18 protein-coding genes are annotated in these 19,514 nt (G+C 62.8%); 9 read left to right on the top strand and 9 right to left on the bottom strand.

Going from position 1 to position 19,514, the window contains the following annotated elements:
• The first annotated feature begins 11 nt into the window (after positions 1-11).
• Positions 12-821, top strand: coding sequence for a 2-oxo-tetronate isomerase (gene otnI / locus AQ12_RS17865; RefSeq protein ID WP_048441314.1), 810 nt, complete (start codon positions 12-14; stop codon positions 819-821).
• Between the two features lie 3 nt (positions 822-824).
• Entirely contained in the window at positions 825-1,412 is a 588-nt protein-coding gene (locus AQ12_RS17860; protein WP_048441313.1) for a YigZ family protein, read from the top strand.
• A 16-nt stretch (positions 1,413-1,428) separates the two neighbouring features.
• Here the strand turns inward: AQ12_RS17860 and AQ12_RS17855 are convergent, their stop codons facing one another.
• Together AQ12_RS17855 and AQ12_RS17850 are read right to left on the bottom strand one after the other, a co-directional pair.
• The gene (locus AQ12_RS17855) at positions 1,429-1,632 is read right to left on the bottom strand and encodes a DUF3606 domain-containing protein (protein WP_048441312.1); all 204 of its coding nucleotides are present in this window, start codon (positions 1,630-1,632) and stop codon (positions 1,429-1,431) included.
• A gap of 154 nt (positions 1,633-1,786) precedes the next feature.
• The gene (locus AQ12_RS17850) at positions 1,787-2,551 is read right to left on the bottom strand and encodes a DUF72 domain-containing protein (RefSeq protein WP_048441311.1); all 765 of its coding nucleotides are present in this window, start codon (positions 2,549-2,551) and stop codon (positions 1,787-1,789) included.
• 93 nt (positions 2,552-2,644) lie between these two features.
• Here AQ12_RS17850 and AQ12_RS17845 point away from each other — a divergent pair, with 93 nt between their 5' ends.
• Both AQ12_RS17845 and AQ12_RS17840 read left to right on the top strand, forming a co-directional pair.
• Positions 2,645-4,117 carry a M20 family metallopeptidase gene (locus AQ12_RS17845; protein WP_048441310.1) on the top strand — a complete coding sequence of 491 codons (1,473 nt, stop codon included), beginning with the start codon at positions 2,645-2,647 and terminating at the stop codon, positions 4,115-4,117.
• A 154-nt stretch (positions 4,118-4,271) separates the two neighbouring features.
• Complete coding sequence (locus AQ12_RS17840; protein WP_048441345.1) at positions 4,272-5,126, top strand: alpha/beta hydrolase; 855 nt, start codon at positions 4,272-4,274, stop codon at positions 5,124-5,126.
• Here AQ12_RS17840 and AQ12_RS17835 read toward each other — a convergent pair.
• The 3 genes from AQ12_RS17835 to AQ12_RS17825 are packed head-to-tail and all read right to left on the bottom strand — an operon-like array spanning position 5,098 to position 8,099.
• Positions 5,098-6,273, bottom strand: a complete 1,176-nt coding sequence (locus AQ12_RS17835; RefSeq protein ID WP_048441309.1) for an MFS transporter — start codon at positions 6,271-6,273, stop codon at positions 5,098-5,100. The two genes, AQ12_RS17840 and AQ12_RS17835, sit on opposite strands and share 29 nt — an antisense overlap.
• Positions 6,270-6,989: a 16S rRNA (uracil(1498)-N(3))-methyltransferase gene (locus AQ12_RS17830; RefSeq protein ID WP_048441308.1), complete on the bottom strand. Its 720-nt coding sequence runs from the start codon at positions 6,987-6,989 to the stop codon at positions 6,270-6,272. Before AQ12_RS17830 ends, AQ12_RS17835 begins: the two co-directional genes overlap by 4 nt.
• A gap of 12 nt (positions 6,990-7,001) precedes the next feature.
• On the bottom strand, positions 7,002-8,099 hold the full coding sequence (locus AQ12_RS17825; protein WP_048441307.1) for an aminoglycoside phosphotransferase family protein: 1,098 nt from the start codon (positions 8,097-8,099) through the stop codon (positions 7,002-7,004).
• 59 nt (positions 8,100-8,158) lie between these two features.
• On the opposite strand from AQ12_RS17825, the gene AQ12_RS17820 reads away from it, so the two are divergent.
• From AQ12_RS17820 to rsmA, 3 genes are read left to right on the top strand one after another with little or no spacing between them, the layout of a single operon-like run.
• Complete coding sequence (locus AQ12_RS17820) at positions 8,159-10,528, top strand: LPS-assembly protein LptD (protein WP_082151670.1); 2,370 nt, start codon at positions 8,159-8,161, stop codon at positions 10,526-10,528.
• Positions 10,529-10,542: 14 nt separating this feature from the next.
• Positions 10,543-11,922 carry a peptidylprolyl isomerase gene (locus tag AQ12_RS17815; protein ID WP_048441306.1) on the top strand — a complete coding sequence of 460 codons (1,380 nt, stop codon included), beginning with the start codon at positions 10,543-10,545 and terminating at the stop codon, positions 11,920-11,922.
• 15 nt (positions 11,923-11,937) lie between these two features.
• Positions 11,938-12,711 carry a 16S rRNA (adenine(1518)-N(6)/adenine(1519)-N(6))-dimethyltransferase RsmA gene (gene rsmA / locus AQ12_RS17810; RefSeq protein ID WP_048441305.1) on the top strand — a complete coding sequence of 258 codons (774 nt, stop codon included), beginning with the start codon at positions 11,938-11,940 and terminating at the stop codon, positions 12,709-12,711.
• A 248-nt stretch (positions 12,712-12,959) separates the two neighbouring features.
• On the opposite strand, the gene AQ12_RS17805 is transcribed toward rsmA, so the two are convergent.
• The 4 genes from AQ12_RS17805 to AQ12_RS17790 form a co-directional block, all read right to left on the bottom strand.
• Complete coding sequence (locus AQ12_RS17805) at positions 12,960-13,388, bottom strand: barstar family protein (protein WP_048441343.1); 429 nt, start codon at positions 13,386-13,388, stop codon at positions 12,960-12,962.
• Positions 13,389-13,438: 50 nt separating this feature from the next.
• Complete coding sequence (locus AQ12_RS17800; RefSeq protein WP_048441342.1) at positions 13,439-13,840, bottom strand: ribonuclease domain-containing protein; 402 nt, start codon at positions 13,838-13,840, stop codon at positions 13,439-13,441.
• A 218-nt stretch (positions 13,841-14,058) separates the two neighbouring features.
• A complete protein-coding gene (locus AQ12_RS17795) occupies positions 14,059-16,368 on the bottom strand; it encodes an NADP-dependent malic enzyme (RefSeq protein WP_048441304.1) in 2,310 nt (769 codons plus the stop codon).
• Between the two features lie 166 nt (positions 16,369-16,534).
• The gene (locus tag AQ12_RS17790; RefSeq protein ID WP_048441303.1) at positions 16,535-16,846 is read right to left on the bottom strand and encodes a hypothetical protein; all 312 of its coding nucleotides are present in this window, start codon (positions 16,844-16,846) and stop codon (positions 16,535-16,537) included.
• 96 nt (positions 16,847-16,942) lie between these two features.
• Between AQ12_RS17790 and AQ12_RS17785 the strand changes: the two genes are divergently transcribed.
• Both AQ12_RS17785 and AQ12_RS17780 read left to right on the top strand, forming a co-directional pair.
• On the top strand, positions 16,943-17,980 hold the full coding sequence (locus tag AQ12_RS17785; protein WP_048441302.1) for an SPFH domain-containing protein: 1,038 nt from the start codon (positions 16,943-16,945) through the stop codon (positions 17,978-17,980).
• Positions 17,981-18,034: 54 nt separating this feature from the next.
• Positions 18,035-19,514 (top strand): DUF4178 domain-containing protein (locus AQ12_RS17780; protein ID WP_048441341.1); only part of this gene is annotated, 1,480 nt, incomplete at its 3' end.

Genomic DNA, 19,514 nt, shown 5'->3' with positions numbered 1-19,514 from the left:
GAGGAGCACCTATGCCCCGGTTTGCCGCCAATCTTTCCATGATGTACCCGGAGCTCGAATTCCTCGAGCGATTCGACGCGGCCGCGCGCGATGGTTTCCGAGCCGTGGAATTCATGTTTCCGTACGCGTTTGATGCATCTGAAATCACCGCACGTCTCGAGTCCAATGGATTGCAGCAGGTGCTGTTCAACGCGCCGCCGGGTGATATGGACAAGGGCGAGCGAGGCATCGCCTGCCTGCCGGGTCGCGAAGCGGAGTTCCGCCAGGGGATCGAGTCGGCGCTGCGCTATGCAGATGCCTTGAAGTGCCCGCGAATCCATGTGATGGCCGGACTGGTGCCAGCAGGAATTGAGCGCGCCGCCGTGCGCCCCACCTATGTCGCAAACCTGCGCTGGGCCGCGCAGCAGGCTGCCAGGCAAGGCGTCGATGTGCTGATGGAGCCGATCAACACGCGCGACATTCCCGGGTTTTTCCTCAATCGCCAGGACCACGCGCACGAGCTGCTTGGCGAGATCGATGCGCCCAACGCGAAAGTGCAGATGGACCTGTACCACTGCCAGATCGTCGAAGGCGACGTCGCGATGAAGATCCGTCAATACCTGCCGACAGGCCGGGTCGGGCACTTGCAGATCGCGGGCGTGCCCGAGCGCCATGAACCCGACATCGGCGAGATGAACTATCCCTACCTCTTCAAGGTGATCGATGAGGTCTCCGCCAAATGCGGCTGGGACGGCTGGATCGGGTGTGAGTACCGCCCTGCCCGCGGTTCGGTGCCCGGCGGCACGTCGGCCGGATTGGGCTGGTTGAACAACTGGCGCTAGCGGGTGGCGTTTGGCATCGCGCAGCCCGTTGCGAGCGAGCTGGTCATCAGGAAGAGTCGTTTCATCGGCTGCGTGCAGTCGGTCAGTGATCGCGGCGAGGCCTTGAACATCGTTGCAAGGCTTCGGCTGGAGCACCCGAGCGCGACCCATGTTTGCTGGGCGCTGCTGGCAGGCGGCCAGTCGGCGGCCAATGATGACGGCGAGCCATCGGGCACTGCAGGTCGGCCGATGCTGGAGGTGCTGCGCAGGCAAGACCTGGACGGCGTCCTCGCTACGGTGGTGAGGTATTACGGCGGCGTGAAGCTGGGTGCGGGCGGCCTTGTGCGCGCCTACACCGACGCGGTTGCGCAAGCGCTGCTGACGGCGCAGAAAATTGAAAAGGTGGAGCTGGTCGCGCTCAAGTGCGCAGTGCCGTATTCGATGGAGGGCCTGGTACGCCGGGAGTTGAAGCTGGCCGGGGCGGACTTAAAGGCAGTGAGCCACGATGACACCGTGGTGTTCGATTTCATGCTCGACGGCACAGCCATGCAGGCACTCGTCGTTCGGCTGAACGAGGCGGGGCAGGGTGAGTTGAAGTGGTTGGACGCCTAGATGAAAGCCTGGCTTCTCAGGCCGGTGCAAGGGTGACAATGAATGCGCTGCCATCGAGCACCTGCTCGACATGGGCCGCCGACGGCCCGACTTGCGCGACGGCACGGCGCAGCTGAACTTCGCTGCAGTCGAAACGCTTTCGCCACCAGCTCACCTCGCGGGGATCATCCAGGTCAATCAGGCCCCGATTGGCGGGGACGGTTTCGAAAACGTAGGCCATGCTATGTGTCTCCAACGGCTTTTGCTGTCACGCTTTGAATTTGAAGCGTTTCCAATGGGCTCCCTTGAACGACGCAGGCGGCACTGTTCGTAAGCCCGCTCCTACCGTCTCGCTGTTGAAGACCAGCATAGGACGTGCCAGCCGTTGGCTGGAGCTATCCAAGTGTATGAATCAGCTCGCAGGCGCCGGCTGGCGCGCGCTCCTTGGCCCCGTTGATGAAGAAGACGAACACCTCGCGAGAAGGCCCTTTTGCCGTCCATGCACGAGCGCCTTCAGCCCACTTGGCGATTTCGCTGGGCGGGTATCCGGTGGGGCATTGCGAGGTGCTGCGCATCAGGCGGATATAGGCAAGGTCGCTTTGCGCGTCGGCGATGGCCGGGAATTTTTCCGAGTCGGTGTGGACCACCGTGCATCCGAAGCGGCGCGCCAGCGGCAGGAACTGCGGATCGTTGAAGCTGTCGTGGCGCACATCGAGGACGTGACGCAGCTTGCGGTCGCCAACATGGTGCGGCAGCAGCTTGAGAAATGCCTCGAAATCGGGCGCGTCGAACGGCTTGGTGGGCATGAACTGCCACACGATGGGGCCGAGCTTGTCGCCCAGTTCCGAAATGCCGCTGCCAACAAAGCGTTCGATCGACTCGCCGGCTCCGGCAAGGACGCGCCGGTTGGTAGCGAAACGATTCGCCTTGAGCGAGAACACGAAGTTCCCGGGCGTCTCGTCTCGCCATTTGGCGAAGGCCGCGGGCTTGAAAGTGCTGTAGTACGTTGCGTTGACTTCGATCGCCGTGAGCTGACGGCTCGCGTAGTGCAGCTCTTTGCTGTGCGCGAGTCCCTTGGGGTAAAAATTGCTCCGCCAGGGCTCGAAGGTCCAGCCGCCCACGCCAACACGGATGCGCGTGTTGTTTTCCCTAATTCCCATGCCCCGCCCCTTGCGACAAAGGTTCCACTCTAGCGCCGTCTCCGGCCCCGGCGTACAGTGGCGGATTGACTCCTGACACAACACGCACACACCATGAACGCACCGCTGCACCGCGAGATTCCCCAAGGCCTGCTCGACCCTGTCGCCGCCCTGGCCCACACCACAGCCAAGTGGGATGGCGACATCGTTCGCCAGCTCACCGACTACATTGCGATCCCGGCCAAGTCGCCAGGCTTTGACAAGGACTGGGCCGCCCACGGCTACCTGGAGACCGTGATGCGCAATGCGGCCGCCTGGGTCGAAGCGCAAAAGGTAGAAGGCCTGAAGCTCGAAGTGGTCCGGCTGGAAGGCCGCACGCCGGTCCTGTTCTTTGAAATTCCGGCGACGAAGCCCGGCAGCACCGAGACGGTGTTGATGTACGGCCACCTGGACAAGCAACCCGAATTCAGCGGCTGGCGCAACGACCTGGGACCCTGGACGCCGAAATACGAAGACGGCAAGCTCTATGGCCGTGGCGGCGCAGACGACGGCTATGCGGTCTACGCAAGCATCGCTGCCGTCCAGGCGCTCAAGGCGCAGAACGTGCCGCACCCGCGTATCGTGGGTCTGGTCGAGACCTGCGAGGAATCGGGCTCTTATGACCTGCTGCCGTATGTCGATGCGCTGCGGCCACGCCTGGGCGAAGTGTCGCTCGTGATCTGCCTCGATTCGGGCGCCGGCAACTACGACCAGCTGTGGCTCACCACATCGCTGCGCGGGATGGCCAGCGGCACGTTGAAAGTCGAAATCCTGACCGAGGGCGTGCACTCGGGTGACGCCTCGGGACTGGTGCCGTCGAGCTTTCGGATCATGCGGCAAGTGCTCGACCGCCTGGAAGACAGCAAGACCGGGCGCCTGTTGCCCGCCAGCTTCCATTGCGAGGTGCCCGCAGACCGGCTTGCGCAGGCCAAAGCCACGGCCGCGATCCTGGGCGATGAGGTCTACAAGCGATTCCCGTGGGCGCACTACGACTGCGGCGGCTCCACTGCATTCGCGCTGCCGACGACGACTGATCCGGTTCAGGCCCTGGTCAACCGCACCTGGACGCCGACGCTCTCCGTGACGGGGGCTGAGGGCTTTCCTTCGCTGCAGGATGCCGGCAATGTGCTGCGCCCCTACACCGCGTTCAAGCTGTCGCTGCGTCTGCCGCCTCTGGTGGAAGCGGCGCAGGCGGTGCAGGAACTCAAGACCCTGCTCGAAGACAACGCGCCCTACCAGGCCAAGGTCACCTTCGAGTCCAACGGCGGCGCGACAGGATGGAACGCCCCATCGACGGCGAGCTGGTTCCAGAATGCGCTCGACCAGGCGTCGCAGGCGCATTTCGGCGCTCCGTGCGGATTCATCGGGCAAGGCGGGACGATTCCGCTCATGAGCATGCTGAGCAAGGGATTCCCGAAGGCGCAAATGATGGTTTGCGGGGTGCTGGGCCCCAAGAGCAATGCACACGGCCCGAACGAATTCCTGCATGTGCCGTATGCGCGCAAGCTGACGGCAGCGGTTGCCGAGGTTATTGCGCAGATGCCTTAAGGCAGCCAGGCGGCTGGGACCACGGCGGTTTGTGAACTACGTCACACCGCTTCAGTGACCTCTGAGCAAATGGTGGCGCTGCGTCGCCCGGACCCTACCGTTGGTCGCAATCGGCGTTGCGCAGCGCACCTTTGCGCGCGATCATCCGCGCCTTATGGGCACCGCCTTGCGCAGCGAATCCACGCTCTCCACATTCACCGCGACCGACGGCGACAACCTCGCCATCCAGGACTGGCCGCTACCCGAGGGCGTGAGCCTGCGCGGTGTGGTCGTTGTCGTTCACGGCCTGGGTGAGCACGCCGGCCGCTACGATGCGCTCGCGCGGCGCCTCAATGAGTGGGGATTTGCGGTACGCGGCTACGACCAGTACGGTCACGGCGAATCCGATGGCGTGCGTGGCGCGCTGCCGGTGCCTGACCGGTTGACCACCGACCTGGCCGATGTGATCGACAGCACCCGGTTGCGGATGGACGAGCGCACACCCCTCATCGTATTCGGCCACAGCATGGGAGGACTGGTTTGCGCCTACACCCTGGCGCATGGCACGCTGCCCGTGCAGGCGCTGGTGCTTTCGTCGCCCGCATTCGATGCCGGGCTTTCCAGGTTTCAGAAATTCCTGCTGGCGGTCGTGCCGAAATTCGCGCCAAACCTCACGCTGGACAACGGACTGGAAATCGACCTGATCTCGCACGACCCCGATGTGGTGGAAGCCTACAAGCGCGACCCGCGTGTGCACGGCCGGATCTCCGCGCGCCTGGGACTGTTCATTGCGCAAACCGGCGCAGCCGTCATTGCACGTGCACCGAAGTGGAAGGTGCCCACCCTCTTGATGTATGCCGGCGCCGACAAGCTGGTGAACCCGGACGGCAGTCGCGCGTTCGCCGCAGCCGCGCCCGCCTCCACCGTCACCCATCATTGCTTTGAAGACCTCTTCCACGAGATATTCAACGAGTTGGACAACGAGCCTGTTTACGACATGCTCAAGCAGTGGCTCGACGCTCGCTTCTGAGGCGCAGCGCCATCCACACCAGCGCCGCACCCGTCAGCACCACCGGCACCAGCGAGCCGTAGTTCAGCAGTGTCCACCCCCGGGTGGTGACGAGCACGCCCGAAGCGAGCGAGGTGATGGCCAGGGTTGCAAACACGAAGAAGTTGAGCGCTCCTTGCGCGCGGTCTTTTTCGAGCGGACCGTAGGCGGCAAGAGACAAGGTGGTGCTGCCGGTGAAAAGGAAATTCCAGCCCACGCCCAGCAGGAACAACGCGATGAGGAACTGGTGGAGTTCCACGCCCGTGAGGGCAACGACGATGCACGCCAGAAAAAGCGCGACGCCAACCCCCATCACCGGCAGCGGTCCGAACCGCTTGATCAGGTGGCCGGTGAAAAATCCTGGTGCGAACATGCCGATCACGTGCCACTGCAGCACCAGCGCCGCATCCGAAAACGGGAGCGCGCATTGCTGCATCGCAATCGGTGTTGCAGCCATGAGCAGGTTCATCACCCCGAAGCCGAGCGCCCCCGTGAGTGCCGCGACGATGAAGGTCGGCTGCCGCATGATTTGCGACAGGGGCCGGCCGCCCTCACTGTCTTTTTTTGCCGGCGGTGGCGCGAAGTCGATGAAGGCCATGATGATCATCGAGATAGCGGCAACGAGCGCCAGTGCGAGGTACGCCCCCGCGAACGGAACGTCGAACACGTCACGTGTGCGAGCTGCCAGATTCGGCCCTGCCACTGCGCCCAGCAGGCCACCTGCCATGACCAGCGAGACGGCTTTTTCGCGGACCTCCGGCGAGCACAGTTCCGCCGCGGCGAATCGATACAGCCCCGCATTGGCATTGAAATACCCCGCGATGACGGTTGCGAAACACAGCAGCCAGAAATGGCGTGTGATCGCTGCGTAGGCGCACAGCAAAGCCGACAGCAAGGCGACGACCAGGCCTGACTGGAAAGAGATGCGCCGGCCGAATCGCCTTTGCGTCGCGGCGACCGCCTGTGTGGACAGCGCGCCCCCGACGACGTAGCCCATGACCGGCAGCGTGGCCATCCAGCCAAAGGGCGCGAGTGCGAGGCCGACCAGGCCGTTGATCGCGATGAACGTGACGTTGTTGGTGAGGTAGAGCCCCTGGCAGATGGCAAGCAGCCAGAGGTTGCGGTTCATGATGCGGCCAGAGTCAAGGCAGCAAGCAGCGCAAGTGGTGCCGTCTCGGCGCGCAGCACGCGGGTGCCCAGGGTAGCCGGGGCAAATTCACGTGCGATGGCCTCTTGTTCCTCGCGCGAGGAGAGCCCGCCTTCAGGGCCGGAAAGCAGCAGCAGAGGCTGCCGCAGGCCGGCTGCATCGACCGCCGGGCGTGCATGCGCCGAGAGCGACAGCACCAGCCGGGTTGATGCAACCGGAGGCTGTCCCAGCCAGCGCGCGAACTCGGCAACTGCAAACACCTGCGGGACGCGATTGCGGCCGCACTGCTCGCACGCGGCCACGGCAACGGCCTGCCAGTGCGCCTGCTTTTTCTGCGCGCGCTCGCCCGAGAATTTCAGAACGGTGCGTTCGGTCACGAGCGGCTGGATGCTGGCGACCCCGAGTTCGGTCGCCTTCTCGACCAGCCAGTCCATGCGTTCATTGGCGGGCATGCCCAGGGCCAGGTGGATTGCTCGCGGTGCTTCGCGTTCGATGGGGTCTTGCACACCCACGTTCACCCGCACGCTGCTGCGTCCCATCTGTTCCACAACGGCCTCATATTCGCCGCCCTCGCCGTTGAAGAGCGTGATGGCGCTGCCGGGTTGAAGCCTGAGCACCTGGACGTGGCGCGCCGGCCCTTCTGGCAGCTCCACGCTCTCGCCCGCAACCAGCGGTACATCGCAGTAAAAGCGTGGCATTCGATGCGACGCCTAGACCCGCCCGAAGGCGTATCCCGTCTGCACGTCCATGCCCTCGATCTCTTCGAGCAGCTTGGCAAACGGCCCGAGTTCACGGTACCGGTTCGCTGCGGCCAGGATGTAGCGAATGAACCGAGGCGCATCGGCCAGGTAGCGCGGCTTGCCGTCGCGCAGGGTCAGGCGCGCAAAGATGCCGGCTACCTTCAGGTGCCGCTGCAGTCCCATCCATTCGACGGCGCGATAGAACTCGCCGAAATCCGGGTTGACCGGCAAGCCGGCCTTTTGCGCCTTCTGCCAGTACCGCACGGTGATGTCGAGTACGAATTCCTCATCCCAGCTGATAAAGGCATCGCGCATCAGGCAGGCGATGTCGTAGGTGATCGGGCCGTACACCGCGTCCTGGAAATCGAGCACGCCCAGGCGGGGCTCTGCCGCATCGCGGGGAATCATCAGGTTGCGCGGCATGAAGTCGCGGTGCACGTAAACCGATGGCGAAGCGAGATTGGATTGCACGATCTTGTCGAACGCGCCGTCGAGCGTTGCGCGCTGCTCGGGCGAGAGTGTCACGCCCTTGTGCTTTTCAATGTACCAGTCGGGAAACAGGGCGAGTTCGCGCCTGAGCAGTGCCTCGTCATAGGGCGGGAGCACGTCCGGCCTGGAGGCCGCCTGCCAAGCGACCAGCGCATCCACGGCGCGCAGGAAGACCTGCTGGTTGGAGGGAGGGTCTTGCGGGTTCAGGACCTCGATCATGGTCTGCGTGCCCAGGTCTTCGAGCAGCAGGAAACCATGGGCCTCGTCCCAGGCGAGCACGCGAGGCGCATTCAGCCCGGCGTCCAGCATCAGCTGCCCTACCTTCACGAAGGGATGGCAATCTTCCTTGTCTGGCGGCGCGTCCATGATGATGCGGCTGGCCGCGCCTGTGGCGGTGCAATCGACGCGCAGGTAGCGGCGAAAACTCGCGTCAGCCGAGGCGAGCCGGACACTGCCCGTGATCAGTTGTTGTGGACCGGCAGTGGCGTTCAGCCATTGCCGGAACGCGGCCTCGCGTGCAGGATCAGGCCAATTGACCGTAACGCTTGTTGCGGCGGGGATATGAATGGGTTCGCTCATGGATAATCCATTCTACAAATCCACTCCCGCCGGCCGGCCCCGCCCCCTACGGGAACCACATGTCACTGAAGTACGACCTGAAACACAAGGCGTTTTGCGCCCGCTTTGCCCTGACACCTGTGGCCCTGGTCGCAGGCGCACTGCTGCATGGCGGTCCTGCGTTTGCGCAAGCCGCGCAAGACAGTGCCACCCTCAAGCCGACACCCCAGCTCAGGGAAGACATCCCTACCGGCGAGCGCAAGCAACTTCCCACGTTCATCTTCGGTGACCGCATCACCGGCCGCCCCGACCTGGAGACCACGGTCGAAGGCGAAGCGGAAATGCGTCGTGGCAGCACCATCATCCGGGCGGACCGGCTGGAGTATTACCAGCCCGATGACCAGGCCAAGGCCAAGGGCAACGTGCGAATCAACCGCGCGGGTGACGTATTCGAAGGCCCCGAGCTGCAGTTGAAGGTCGATTCCTTCGAGGGCTTCTTCCTGGAGCCCAAGTACAAGTTCCTGCAGAACGACGCATACGGCCAGGCTGACCGCGTCGACTTCATCGACGACAAGCGGGCGATCATCCGCAACGCGACCTACACGACATGTCAGCGCCACCCCGGCCCCAGCTGGATGCCCGACTGGATCCTGCGCGCTGCCAGCATCCGCATCGACAACGAAGAAGAGGTTGGCCAGGCCACCAACGCCGTGCTGAGCTTCATGGGGCTGCCCATCCTGCCGGTGCCACAGCTGAGCTTTCCGCTCTCCGAAAAGCGCAAGTCGGGCCTGCTGCCCCCGACGATTGGCCTGGACAACCTCAACGGCGTCGAGCTGACGCTGCCCTACTACTGGAACATTGCGCCCAACCGCGATGCGACGTTCTTCCCCACGCTGATGACCAAGCGCGGCGTGGACGTGGGTGGTGAATTCCGTTACATGGAAGCGGGCTACGAAGGCAAGGTCAGGGCCAACTACATGCCGATGGATCGGCTGCGCGACGAAAGCCGGTGGGGGTACTCGGCGCGTCACGATGGCACCATTCCAACGGCGGTCGGCCCGGTGGGCGTTGCAATCAACCTCAACCGCGTCAGCGACGACAACTACTGGCGCGATTTTTCGCGCACCACGTCGTCGCTCACCCAGCGGTTGCTGTCTAATGAAGCGGGCCTTTCCTGGGTCTATGGCGACCTCTATTTCGGCGCACGCGCCCTGAAGTGGCAGACGCTGCAGGATGTCACTTCGCCTATCGTGCCGCCTTATGACCGGATGCCGCAGTTGCTCACGCGTTATGCGCGCAGCGACCTCATCGGCGGGATCGACGTTTCGGCCGAAGCAGACTACTCGAAATTCGTCTCCGATCGCGTGCTCAACGGGCAACCGAACGCGCAGCGAAGCTATGCGATGGCCCAGGTCAGCCGTACCTGGCAGGCGCCGGGCTGGTTTGTCGTGCCCAAGATGCAACTGCACGCCACGCAGTACAAGTTCGACGCACCGCTGGTGACGGGGCAGACCTCGGCGAGCCGTACGGTTCCGACGCTCAGCCTGGACGGCGGCCTGATTTTCGAGCGCGACGCCTCGTACTTCGGACGCAATTTCCGCCAGACACTGGAGCCGCGCGCTTTCTATGTCTACACGCCTTACCGGGACCAGAGCAAGCTGCCCAATTACGACTCGGGCTACAACGACTTCAACTTTGCGACCATCTACACAGAGAACGCATTTGGTGGCAATGACCGCATCTCGGACAACAACCTGCTGACGCTCGGCGCCAGCACACGCCTGCTCGACCCTGACACGGGAGCTGAAGCGGCCCGCTTCAGCGTGGCCCAGCGCTTCCGTTTCAAGGATCAGCTGGTCACCTTGCCGGGCGCTGCGCCCGTCAGTGAACGCCTGTCGGACGTTCTCTTTGGTGCAACGATCAACTGGTCGCCCAAGTGGAGCATCGACTCGACCTTCCAGTACAACCCCAAGACGTCGCGATCGATCCGCTCCACCATCGGGGGCCGCTACAGCCCGAGCAACTACCACGTGATCAGTGCTGCGTATCGCCTGCAACGTGGCTCCAGCGAGCAGATCGACATCGGCTGGCAATGGCCGCTGAACGATTTGTGGGGCGACAAGGGCAAGGACCTGGGCGCCGGACGGGGCGAAGGCGAAGGCCGCTGGTACAGCGTCGGGCGCCTGAACGTGAGCTTGAAGGACAAGCGGCTGGTCGATGCAGTCGTCGGCCTGGAATACGACGCCGGATGCTGGCTGGGCCGCGTGGTCTTCGAGCGTCTGCAAAGCAGCACGAATACCTCGAACAAGAAGGTGCTCTTCCAGCTCGAATTCGTCGGCTTCACAAGGCTGGGGTCCAATGCGCTGCAGACCCTCAAGGAAAACATCCCGCGCTACCAGTTCCTGCGTGAGCAGGTGACTACGCCCAGCCGCTTCAGCAATTACGAGTGACACGAGTGACCCACATGAAAATTCGAGCCTTCACCCTGTCCATCGTCTGCGCTGTGCAGCTGGCTGCATGGCCGCTCGCGGCCAGCTCGCAGGGCCTGCGACCAGGCCCGTCCGGTGCCGCGCCGCGCGTGGCCCCACGCGTGATCGACAACACGCCGCGGGCAGCCGACTACATCGTCGCGATCGTCAATTCCGAGCCGGTCACGAACAACGAAGTCCGCTCGCGAATGGCCCGGTTCCAGGAGCAGCTCGCCGCCCAGAACCAGCCGATACCACCGCGTCCCGAGTTCATGCGCCAGGTTCTGGAGCGGCTGATCGCCGAAAAAGCCCAGATCCAGCTCGCCCGGGAAACCGGCATCAAGATCGAAGAAGCAACCGTCGACCAGGCCGAACTCAATGTGGCCCGTTCCAACCAGATGGACGTTGCGCAGCTGCGCCGGCAATTGGCCGCCGAGGGCATGCCTGTCAATCTGTTCAGGGAAGAACTGCGCAACCAGCTCTTGCTCAATCGCCTGCGTGAGCGCGAGGTCGAGCCCAGGGTGCGGGTGACCGATCTCGAACTCGATGCGTTCATCCGCGAGCAACAGGGTCGCACCGACATCGGCACCCAGGAAATCAACCTCGGCCACATCCTGGTTGCAGTGCCTGAAACAGCCAACGATGCGCAGGTCGCCGCGTTGCGTGACAAGGCCTTGCGTATCCAGGCCCGTGCAAAGGCAGGAGAAGACTTTGCGAAGCTCGCCCGTGAAAACTCGGACGCTGCCGGAGCGGCGACCAACAGCGGAGTCGTCGGTCGCCGGCCGGCCGATCGCTATCCGCCGCTGTTTCTGCAGGCCATCGCCAACCTGAACGAAGGCGGCGTGAGCGAGCTGATCCGCTCCAACGCAGGCTTTCACCTGGTCAAGGTTATCGAGAAGCGCCGCCTGAGCACGATGCCGGGAGCCACTGTCGAGCAAACGCATGCGCGCCACATTCTGCTGCGACCTACCGCACAGATGCCAGAGGCGGCAGCCGTCGCACGGCTGGCCGATTTCAAACGGCGCGTCCAGGCGGGTCAGGCGGACTTTGCTGCGCTTGCTCGTGAGTTCTCGCAGGATGCGAGCAATCGCAATGGAGGCGACCTCGGCTGGACCAATCCTGGCTCATTCGTACCGGAGTTCGAGGAAACGCTCAGTAGCCTCGCCCCGGGGCAGATCGCTGACCCCCTCATCTCCCGCTTTGGCGTGCACCTGGTCCAGCTGCTCGAACGCCGCCAGGCCAGCCTGTCGCAGCGCGAGCAGCGCGACATGGTTCGCAACGTGCTGCGCGAGAAAAAGCTCGATGAGGTGTATGTGACGTTCGTGCAGGAAGTGCGCGGCCGGGCATTTGTCGAGTACCGCGAGCCGCCGCAATAAGCGGCGAGTGCGCCGTTGAAACATATTCCGCGAAAGCGTTTCGGCCAGCATTTCCTGTCCGATGGAGGAATCATCGATTCCATCGTCGGCGCGATCGATCCGCGTCCAGGCCAGCCGATGGTGGAAATCGGTCCGGGGCTGGCAGCGCTCACCCAGCCTCTGGTCGAGCGCCTGGGGCACCTCACGGTTATCGAACTGGATCGCGATCTCGCGCAGCGGCTGCGTGCGCATGCGCAACTGACGGTCATTGAGTCCGATGTGCTCAAGGTCGATTTCGCCGAATTGGCAACGACGATGGGCGCGGACAGGCTGCGCATCGTCGGAAACCTGCCCTACAACATCTCGACGCCGATTCTCTTTCACTTGCTCGGGCATGTCGAAAGCATCGTGGATCAGCACTTCATGCTGCAAAAGGAAGTGATTGACCGCATGGTGGCCGACCCGGCCACGAGCGACTACGGACGCCTTTCAGTGATGCTCCAGTGGCGTTACGAAATGGAAAACGTGCTTTTTGTGCCACCAGAGTCGTTCGACCCACCGCCGCGCGTGGACAGCGCGGTGGTGCGCATGGTCCCGCGCACGGCTCCTGTCGAGGTCCAGGAAAAACTCCTGTCGGAGATCGTGCAGGTGGCGTTCAGCCAGCGTCGCAAGATCTTGCGCAACACGTTGGGCCGCTGGCTCGAGGACCACGGATTTACTGGCGACTTTGATGTGCAACGCCGGGCCGAGGAAGTCCCTGTGGACGAGTACCTCGCGATTGCAAGCGCCATAGAAAAGGCCCGTCGCTAAGGACGGGCCCTTGTTCTTGCGTCACCAGCCACGGGCCGGTGACGCCCTGTGCCTCATGGTTTACGCTGCAGCCAACCAGTAACCCGCGTTGAACGGGCTGCTCATTCGCAGCGCCAGCGGAGACACGTCGACCAGCTTGTCGGTCGGCATCTTCTCGCCGGACTCGGTGGTCGGGGCCACCGAGGCGGGCACTTCGGTGCCCGGAGCCTCATTCGCCCGTTCTGCTTGGCTATTTTGCGCAGAACGGGCTACAGAAAAGAATAGAAGCACCTGAACGGTATTTTCCGTTCGGCCCAATAGTCAGCGGTGTCGCGGAAGATGTCGAGCAGCTGCTCTCGGGCTTCCTTGTCGAACTTGGCGTTGGCTGGAATCTGCTCAAGGACCACGATGAAGCCGGGCTGCGGGCCCGATTTATGCACCGGATCGGTCATGCAGTCGTACAGCGCATCGAAGTTCTTGCCGAAATGCACCGGCAGCATGAATTGCTGCGCGATGAGATCCAGCACGTCCTGCTTGCTCTGGGCGTTGGCCAGGTTGGCGTACAGGAAATGCTGGCCCAGCGCACGCGCTGTGTCCTGCAGGTCCTGCACCCTGAATGCACGGATGGACTGGACGATGTTCGTCCGTACGCCCTTCAGTGCGTTCTCGGGTGTTTCCCGACGAAGTGGGGTATCCATCTCCGCGTCTCTTTCCATAGTCACAAAATCGTCCCGCTTCATTTGGGGTGTCACTCCACGATCATTCGAAAACTGGCGTAGTGGTCAGCGGTGTAATAACAGGCCTGCGGCGCCCTTGGGGGTCCTCCACAGACGATCCGGCGAGCGCCCCGGTTCCGGGAACCCGGAGTGGCGACGGTGTATTCGCGGTAGAACCCGCGCCGGGCGCCTGGAAGCAGTCGCTCCCTGTTGCCGAACACCGAACCATCCTTGTCGTACGGAAACGGTCCGCCCTGGCGGATCAGTTCATAGGTTTCACGTCCCTGCCTGGGCAACTGGGCGACAGAAACTGTCGCCGTCGTGCCGCTGGCCGGATCATCCCGGAAGCTCCTGGCTTGTACTGTCTGGCCGACCAGCGAGGCCGCCAGCAAAATGCTAGTGAGCGCAAACTTGACGGCCGCAAAGCGAGCCATGAACGGACCTTCTTGGGTGACCTTTTGGGGGCGTTTTCCAGGCTTTTCGGGGCTCCACAGCCCTCGGGTAAACCCGGAAATTTCAGGCGGTAGTGTGACGTATTCGTGTCGAAAAGGCAAGCGACTGCCCAATTTTTGGGCAGACAGCAAGGCCATTGCGACCTTGCTTGCAAATTTATAAGTTAGTGCCCGCTTTTGATGCGAGTCTTATTTGAAGGCTATCTCGCCGCGTTTGCATCGGCGACGGTCAGCGCCGTCATATTCACGATACGGCGCACGGTGGTGCTCGCTGTGAGAATATGCACCGGCTTGGCCGCACCCAGAAGCACCGGGCCGATCGCGATATTTCCGCCGGCCGCAGTCTTGAGCAGGTTGTAGGAAATATTGGCCGCATCGATGTTCGGCAGCACCAGCAAGTTGGCGTCTCCATAGAGCGTGCTGTGCGGCATGATCTGGTGCCGGGCGGCTCCGTCAAGCGCCACATCGCCATGCATTTCGCCATCGACTTCCAGCCACGGAGCCGACTCGCGCAGCAGCTCCAGCGTCTCGCGCATCTTCACGGCGCTCGGCTGGTTGCTCGAACCAAAGTTCGAATGCGACAGGAGTGCCGCCTTGGGCTTGATGCCAAAGCGCATCATTTCCTCGGCAGCCATGACAGTGATTTCTGCGAGCTGCACCGCAGTCGGGTCGTAGTTGACGTGCGTGTCGACCAGGAAAACCTGACGGTTCGGCAGCATCAGCCCGTTCATGCAGGCGTAGGTGCAGACGCCCTCGCGTTTGCCGATCACCTGGTCGATGTATGGCAGGTGAAGTGCGGTCGTGCCCCAAGTGCCGACGATCATGCCGTCGACTTCATCCTTGTGCAGCAGCATCGCGCCGATCAGCGACAGGCGCCGGCGCATCTCGATCTTGGCCATCTGGGCCGTGACGCCCTTGCGCTCGGTCATGCGATGGTAGGTCTGCCAGAAGTCACGGTAGCGATGGTCCTGCTCGACATTGACGATGTCGTAGTCGAGCTCTTCCTTCAGGCGCAGGCCGAACTTCTCGATCCGCTGCGCAATGATGGCGGGCCGACCAATGAAGGTCGGACGGGCGATGCCCTCGTCGACCACGATCTGCGCTGCACGCAGAACACGCTCTTCTTCGCCTTCGCAAAATGCCACGCGCTTTTTCGCGGCCGCCTTGGCCATCGCGAAGATCGGTTTCATCGCAGTGCCCGACGCGTACACAAAGCTTTGCAGACGCTCCCGGTAAGCGTCCATGTCCTGGATCGGCCGCAGCGCCACGCCGCTGTCGGCCGCGGCCTTGGCGACTGCCGGCGCGATCTTCATCATCAGGCGCGGATCGAACGGCTTGGGGATCAGGTACTCAGGGCCGAACGCCAGTTGCTGACCCGCGTAAGCTGCCGCAACGACCTCGCTTTGCTCCGCCTGTGCAAGCTCTGCGATGGCGTGCACCGCGGCAATTTCCATTTCCACCGTGATCGTCGTGGCGCCCGAGTCGAGCGCGCCGCGGAAGATATACGGAAAGCACAGGACGTTGTTGACCTGGTTGGGGTAGTCGGTGCGGCCCGTGGCGATGATGCAGTCGGGGCGAACCGCCTTGGCGTCTTCCGGATCGATTTCCGGGTTGGGATTGGCCAGCGCCAGGATCAGCGGACTGGCCGCCATCTTCTTGACCATCTCGGGCTTGAGCACACCACTGGCCGACAGTCCCAGAAAGATGTCAGCGTCTTCGATGATCTCGGACAGTGTTCGCGCATCGGTCTTGCGTGCGAACGGCAGCTTGTCCTCGTCCATCAGCTCCTTGCGGCCCTCGTAGACCACACCGGCCAGGTCGGTTGCGAAGATGTTCTCCACCGGCATGCCCAGCTTGACCAGCAGGTTCAGGCACGCGAGCGCTGCGGCGCCTGCGCCCGAAGTGACCAGCTTGACGGTCTTGATGTCCTTGCCGACCACCTTGAGGCCATTGATGATCGCCGCGCCGACACAGATCGCCGTGCCGTGCTGGTCGTCATGAAAGACCGGGATGTTCATCCGGGAGCGCAGCTTGCGTTCCACGTAAAAGCAATCGGGGGCCTTGATGTCTTCGAGGTTGATGCCGCCGAAGGTCGGTTCCAGCGAGGCGATGATGTCGACCAGCTTGTCCAGGTCGTGCTTCTCGTTGATCTCGATGTCGAAGACGTCGATGCCCGCGAACTTCTTGAACAGGACGCCCTTGCCCTCCATCACCGGCTTGGCCGCGAGCGGGCCGATATCGCCCAGGCCCAGCACGGCCGTGCCGTTGGTGATCACCGCCACCAGGTTGCCCCGGGCGGTGTACTTGAACGCGTTGTTCGGATCCTTGACGATCTCTTCGCAAGGCGCGGCAACGCCGGGCGAATAGGCGAGCGCGAGGTCGTGCTGGTTGATCAGCTGCTTGGTCGCGTGGATGGCGACCTTACCCGGTGTCGGGAACTCGTGATATTCAAGTGCAGCCTGGCGCAGTTCAAGGCGCTTTTCGATGGAATTGACGTCGTCTTTGGACATATTCTCGTTGTCTCCTGGAGGCACAGCTTAGGCCAGTGCCGCTTCGTGGGGAGTGCGATTGTAGTTCTCTCGGGGGAAAACCCTAGTACGCTATCTTGCGTATCGCACGGGTATCTGTTTTGACTAAAACCGCACCTATCCGGCTGTGGCGCTGCGAGCGAAGGCCTCAATCTGGAATTGCTGAAAGGGTGGCCAGCTCGTAGGCCACCTCGTCGATGAAGGACTCGGGATAGCCGGCTTCTTTCAGAGCCCACTTGAAGCGGTTGGCCAGACGCGCCTTCTTGTAGATGTTGAGCGGGTGTTTTCGGCGAAAGCCCGTGAGCTCCTGCGCGAGCGTCGCCTGCACTTTGCGAAAGCGCGCCTCCTGCTTCTTGCCGCCAACCGAGAATTCGGAGGCCGGGAATCGGCTCACGAACATCTTGACCATCGCGTCGGCGAACGCATCGACTGCTGCCGTATCGAACCACTTCAGGACCATGTCGTTATGCCCGCCTTCGAGGCAATTCTGACACGGAGATTTGGCGGTGCCGCAGTTATCATGCGCCGACGCGGACCCCGCGACAGGAGCTAAACCATGGCACTGATGGACTTCATCAAGAAACAGTTCATTGACATCATCCAGTGGACGGAGGACGGCGAGGGCACGCTCGCCTGGCGCTTCCCGATGCGTGACATGGAAATCCAGTACGGTGCATCGCTCACCGTGCGCGAGTCGCAAATGGCCGTGTTCGTCAACGAAGGCAAGATAGCCGACGTGTTCGGGCCGGGCATGTACAAGCTCAACACGCAGACGATTCCGGTGCTGACCTACCTGAAGAACTGGGACAAGCTTTTCGAGTCCCCCTTCAAGAGCGATCTTTACTTCTTCAGCACGCGCCAGCAGGTGGACCAGCGTTGGGGCACGCCGCAGCCCATCACGATCCGCGACAAGGATTTCGGCATGGTGCGGTTGCGCGCATTCGGCAACTACAACTTCAGCATCGCCGACCCCAAGGTGTTTCACCAGAAGATCTCCGGCACGCGCGATGTCTACACCGTCACCGAGCTCGACGGCCAGCTGCGCGGGATGATCCTGCAGCACTTGTCGGACGCCATTGCGCAAAGCGGTATTCCGTTCCTGGACCTGGCGGCCAACCAGATCGAATTTGCCAGGGCGCTGTCCACCGAACTCACGCCGGCCTTCGAAGCCATCGGCCTTCGGCTGGAAGGCATGACCGTGCAGAACGTGTCGCTGCCCGAAGAGCTGCAAAAGCTGCTCGACCAACGCATCGGCATGGGCATGGTCGGCAACGACATGGGCAAGTTCATGCAGTACCAGACGGCGCAGGCGATTCCCGAAATGGCCAAGGCCGCCGGGTCGGGTGGCGGCAGCGTGGCTGGCGATGCGATGGGTCTGGGCGCGGGAATCGCGATGGGCCAGGTGCTTGCGCAGAACCTGCAGCAGGGTTTGCAGCCGCGACCAGCAGAAGCCGCGTCTGGCGCTGCTGCAGCGATCAGGCCCGACGACGTGATGGCCACACTTGAAAAGCTTGGCGAATTGAAAACCAAGGGCATCCTCACGCAGGAAGAATTTGACGCCAAGAAGGCGGAGCTGCTCAAGAAGCTGGTCTGAGAGATGACATCACCGGCGTGACGTCCGGACAGCCAACGACAACATCAATAAAACGTGGCGACCCCGTCCCCGCAAAGAACCTACCGGGCACCCTGCCCCGGATGCGGTGCGCCAGTCGAATTTCGCAGCGCCCAGTCCACCTACGCGGTCTGCAGCTTTTGCCAGAGCACCGTCGTGCGCAGCGGCGAGACACTCGCTCGCGTCGGCAAGATGGCCGAGACCTTCGACGACCACAGTCCGTTGCAGCTCATGGCGTCCGGCCGCTGGCAAGGCAGGTCGTTCATGCTGGTCGGCCGGATCCAGTACCGCGGCGAGACCGGCACATGGACCGAGTGGATCGCGATGTTCGACGACGGCACTTCAGCCGTACTCGCGGAAGACAACGGCGCGTATGTCTTCGCGTTGCCCGCAACCATCGAACGCGACATCCCTGAGGCAGCGCGGTTTCGTGTCGGCACCGGCACTGCGATCAGCGGCAAGCCATTCACGGTCGCCTCCAACGAATCGGTTTCGCTGATCTCGGCGCAGGGCGAGCTGCCCAAGCTGCCGCCGCTCAATCATCCGTTTGCCAACGTCGAGTTGCGCAGCGCAGACGGCGAGGTGCTGAGCATCGACTACGGCAGCGAACCGGCGCAAGTCACGCGCGGCAAGTCGGTGCTGCTCGAAGAACTCTCGCTCAGCGGCCTGAAGGAAGCCAGCGAAAAAGACGAAAAAGCACGCCAGTTCGCCTGCCCCAATTGCGGCGTGCCGGTACAAGTGGCGCTGACAACCAGCAAGTCAGTAACCTGCCGCGCCTGCAACAGCATCATCGACCTCACCAGCGGCATCGGCGGCGAACTTGCGCACGCAGAGCAGCACGAGCCGGTGCAGCCGCTCATTCCATTGGGCAGCACGGGCCAGCTCCAGGGCGTGACGTGGCAGGTGGTCGGCTTCCAGCACCGCATGGGTCACGAGCCCGGCGACGACGAAGAGCACTTCGGCTGGAGCGAGTACCTGCTGTACAACCGCAAGCGCGGCTTCATCTTCCTGGTCGACTCGACCGAGGGCTGGAGCATCGTCAAGCCGACCACTGGCGCACCCGCTTGGGAAGCGGGAGCCCAGAGCGCCTCTTACCTGGGCTCCTCCTACCAGTTGCTCTACAGCTACGAGGCCGAAACAAGCTATGTTTCAGGCGAGTTCTACTGGCCGGTCGAGCGCGGCCACAAGAGCTTCAACCGGGACTTTGCCAGGGGCACCAGCGTGCTGTCGATGGAGCAGACACCGCGGGAGGTGACGTGGTCCAGCGGCAGCAAGATCGACAGCGATGCGGTCGCCAAGGCTTTCAGGATCGAGGATAAAGGCGCGCTGCTCAAACGTACGGATGCGGGTCCCGCAAGCACGGCCAAGGGCCTGGGATGCGCCACCATCATCGTGCTGTTCATCATCATCCTGATCCTGCTGTTCGTCATCAAGGCATGTGTCGAATCGGGCAACACCGGCTCGGGCTACACATCAGGCACGAGCCGCTCCAGCGGCGGCTCCTACGGCGGCTATT

The sequence above is a fragment of the Caenimonas sp. SL110 genome, from assembly GCF_001044395.1.
In the GTDB taxonomy this organism is placed as follows: Bacteria; Pseudomonadota; Gammaproteobacteria; order Burkholderiales; family Burkholderiaceae_C; genus Ramlibacter.
The sequence above is the reverse complement of the archived record's forward strand: the minus strand, read 5'-3'. Positions and strand labels throughout refer to the sequence as shown.

Bases quoted from the DNA above. Each gene is read 5' to 3' on its own strand.
- otnI (WP_048441314.1), top strand. From the start codon at position 12: ATGCCCCGGTTTGCCGCCAATCTTTCCATGATGTACCCGGAGCTCGAA.
- AQ12_RS17855 (WP_048441312.1), bottom strand. From the start codon at position 1,632: ATGGCCTACGTTTTCGAAACCGTCCCCGCCAATCGGGGCCTGATTGAC.
- AQ12_RS17850 (WP_048441311.1), bottom strand. From the start codon at position 2,551: ATGGGAATTAGGGAAAACAACACGCGCATCCGTGTTGGCGTGGGCGGC.
- AQ12_RS17845 (WP_048441310.1), top strand. From the start codon at position 2,645: ATGAACGCACCGCTGCACCGCGAGATTCCCCAAGGCCTGCTCGACCCT.
- AQ12_RS17840 (WP_048441345.1), top strand. From the start codon at position 4,272: ATGGGCACCGCCTTGCGCAGCGAATCCACGCTCTCCACATTCACCGCG.
- AQ12_RS17835 (WP_048441309.1), bottom strand. From the start codon at position 6,273: ATGAACCGCAACCTCTGGCTGCTTGCCATCTGCCAGGGGCTCTACCTC.
- AQ12_RS17830 (WP_048441308.1), bottom strand. From the start codon at position 6,989: ATGCCACGCTTTTACTGCGATGTACCGCTGGTTGCGGGCGAGAGCGTG.
- AQ12_RS17825 (WP_048441307.1), bottom strand. From the start codon at position 8,099: ATGAGCGAACCCATTCATATCCCCGCCGCAACAAGCGTTACGGTCAAT.
- AQ12_RS17820 (WP_082151670.1), top strand. From the start codon at position 8,159: ATGTCACTGAAGTACGACCTGAAACACAAGGCGTTTTGCGCCCGCTTT.
- AQ12_RS17815 (WP_048441306.1), top strand. From the start codon at position 10,543: ATGAAAATTCGAGCCTTCACCCTGTCCATCGTCTGCGCTGTGCAGCTG.
- AQ12_RS17805 (WP_048441343.1), bottom strand. From the start codon at position 13,388: ATGGATACCCCACTTCGTCGGGAAACACCCGAGAACGCACTGAAGGGC.
- AQ12_RS17800 (WP_048441342.1), bottom strand. From the start codon at position 13,840: ATGGCTCGCTTTGCGGCCGTCAAGTTTGCGCTCACTAGCATTTTGCTG.
- AQ12_RS17795 (WP_048441304.1), bottom strand. From the start codon at position 16,368: ATGTCCAAAGACGACGTCAATTCCATCGAAAAGCGCCTTGAACTGCGC.
- AQ12_RS17790 (WP_048441303.1), bottom strand. From the start codon at position 16,846: ATGGTCCTGAAGTGGTTCGATACGGCAGCAGTCGATGCGTTCGCCGAC.
- AQ12_RS17785 (WP_048441302.1), top strand. From the start codon at position 16,943: ATGGCACTGATGGACTTCATCAAGAAACAGTTCATTGACATCATCCAG.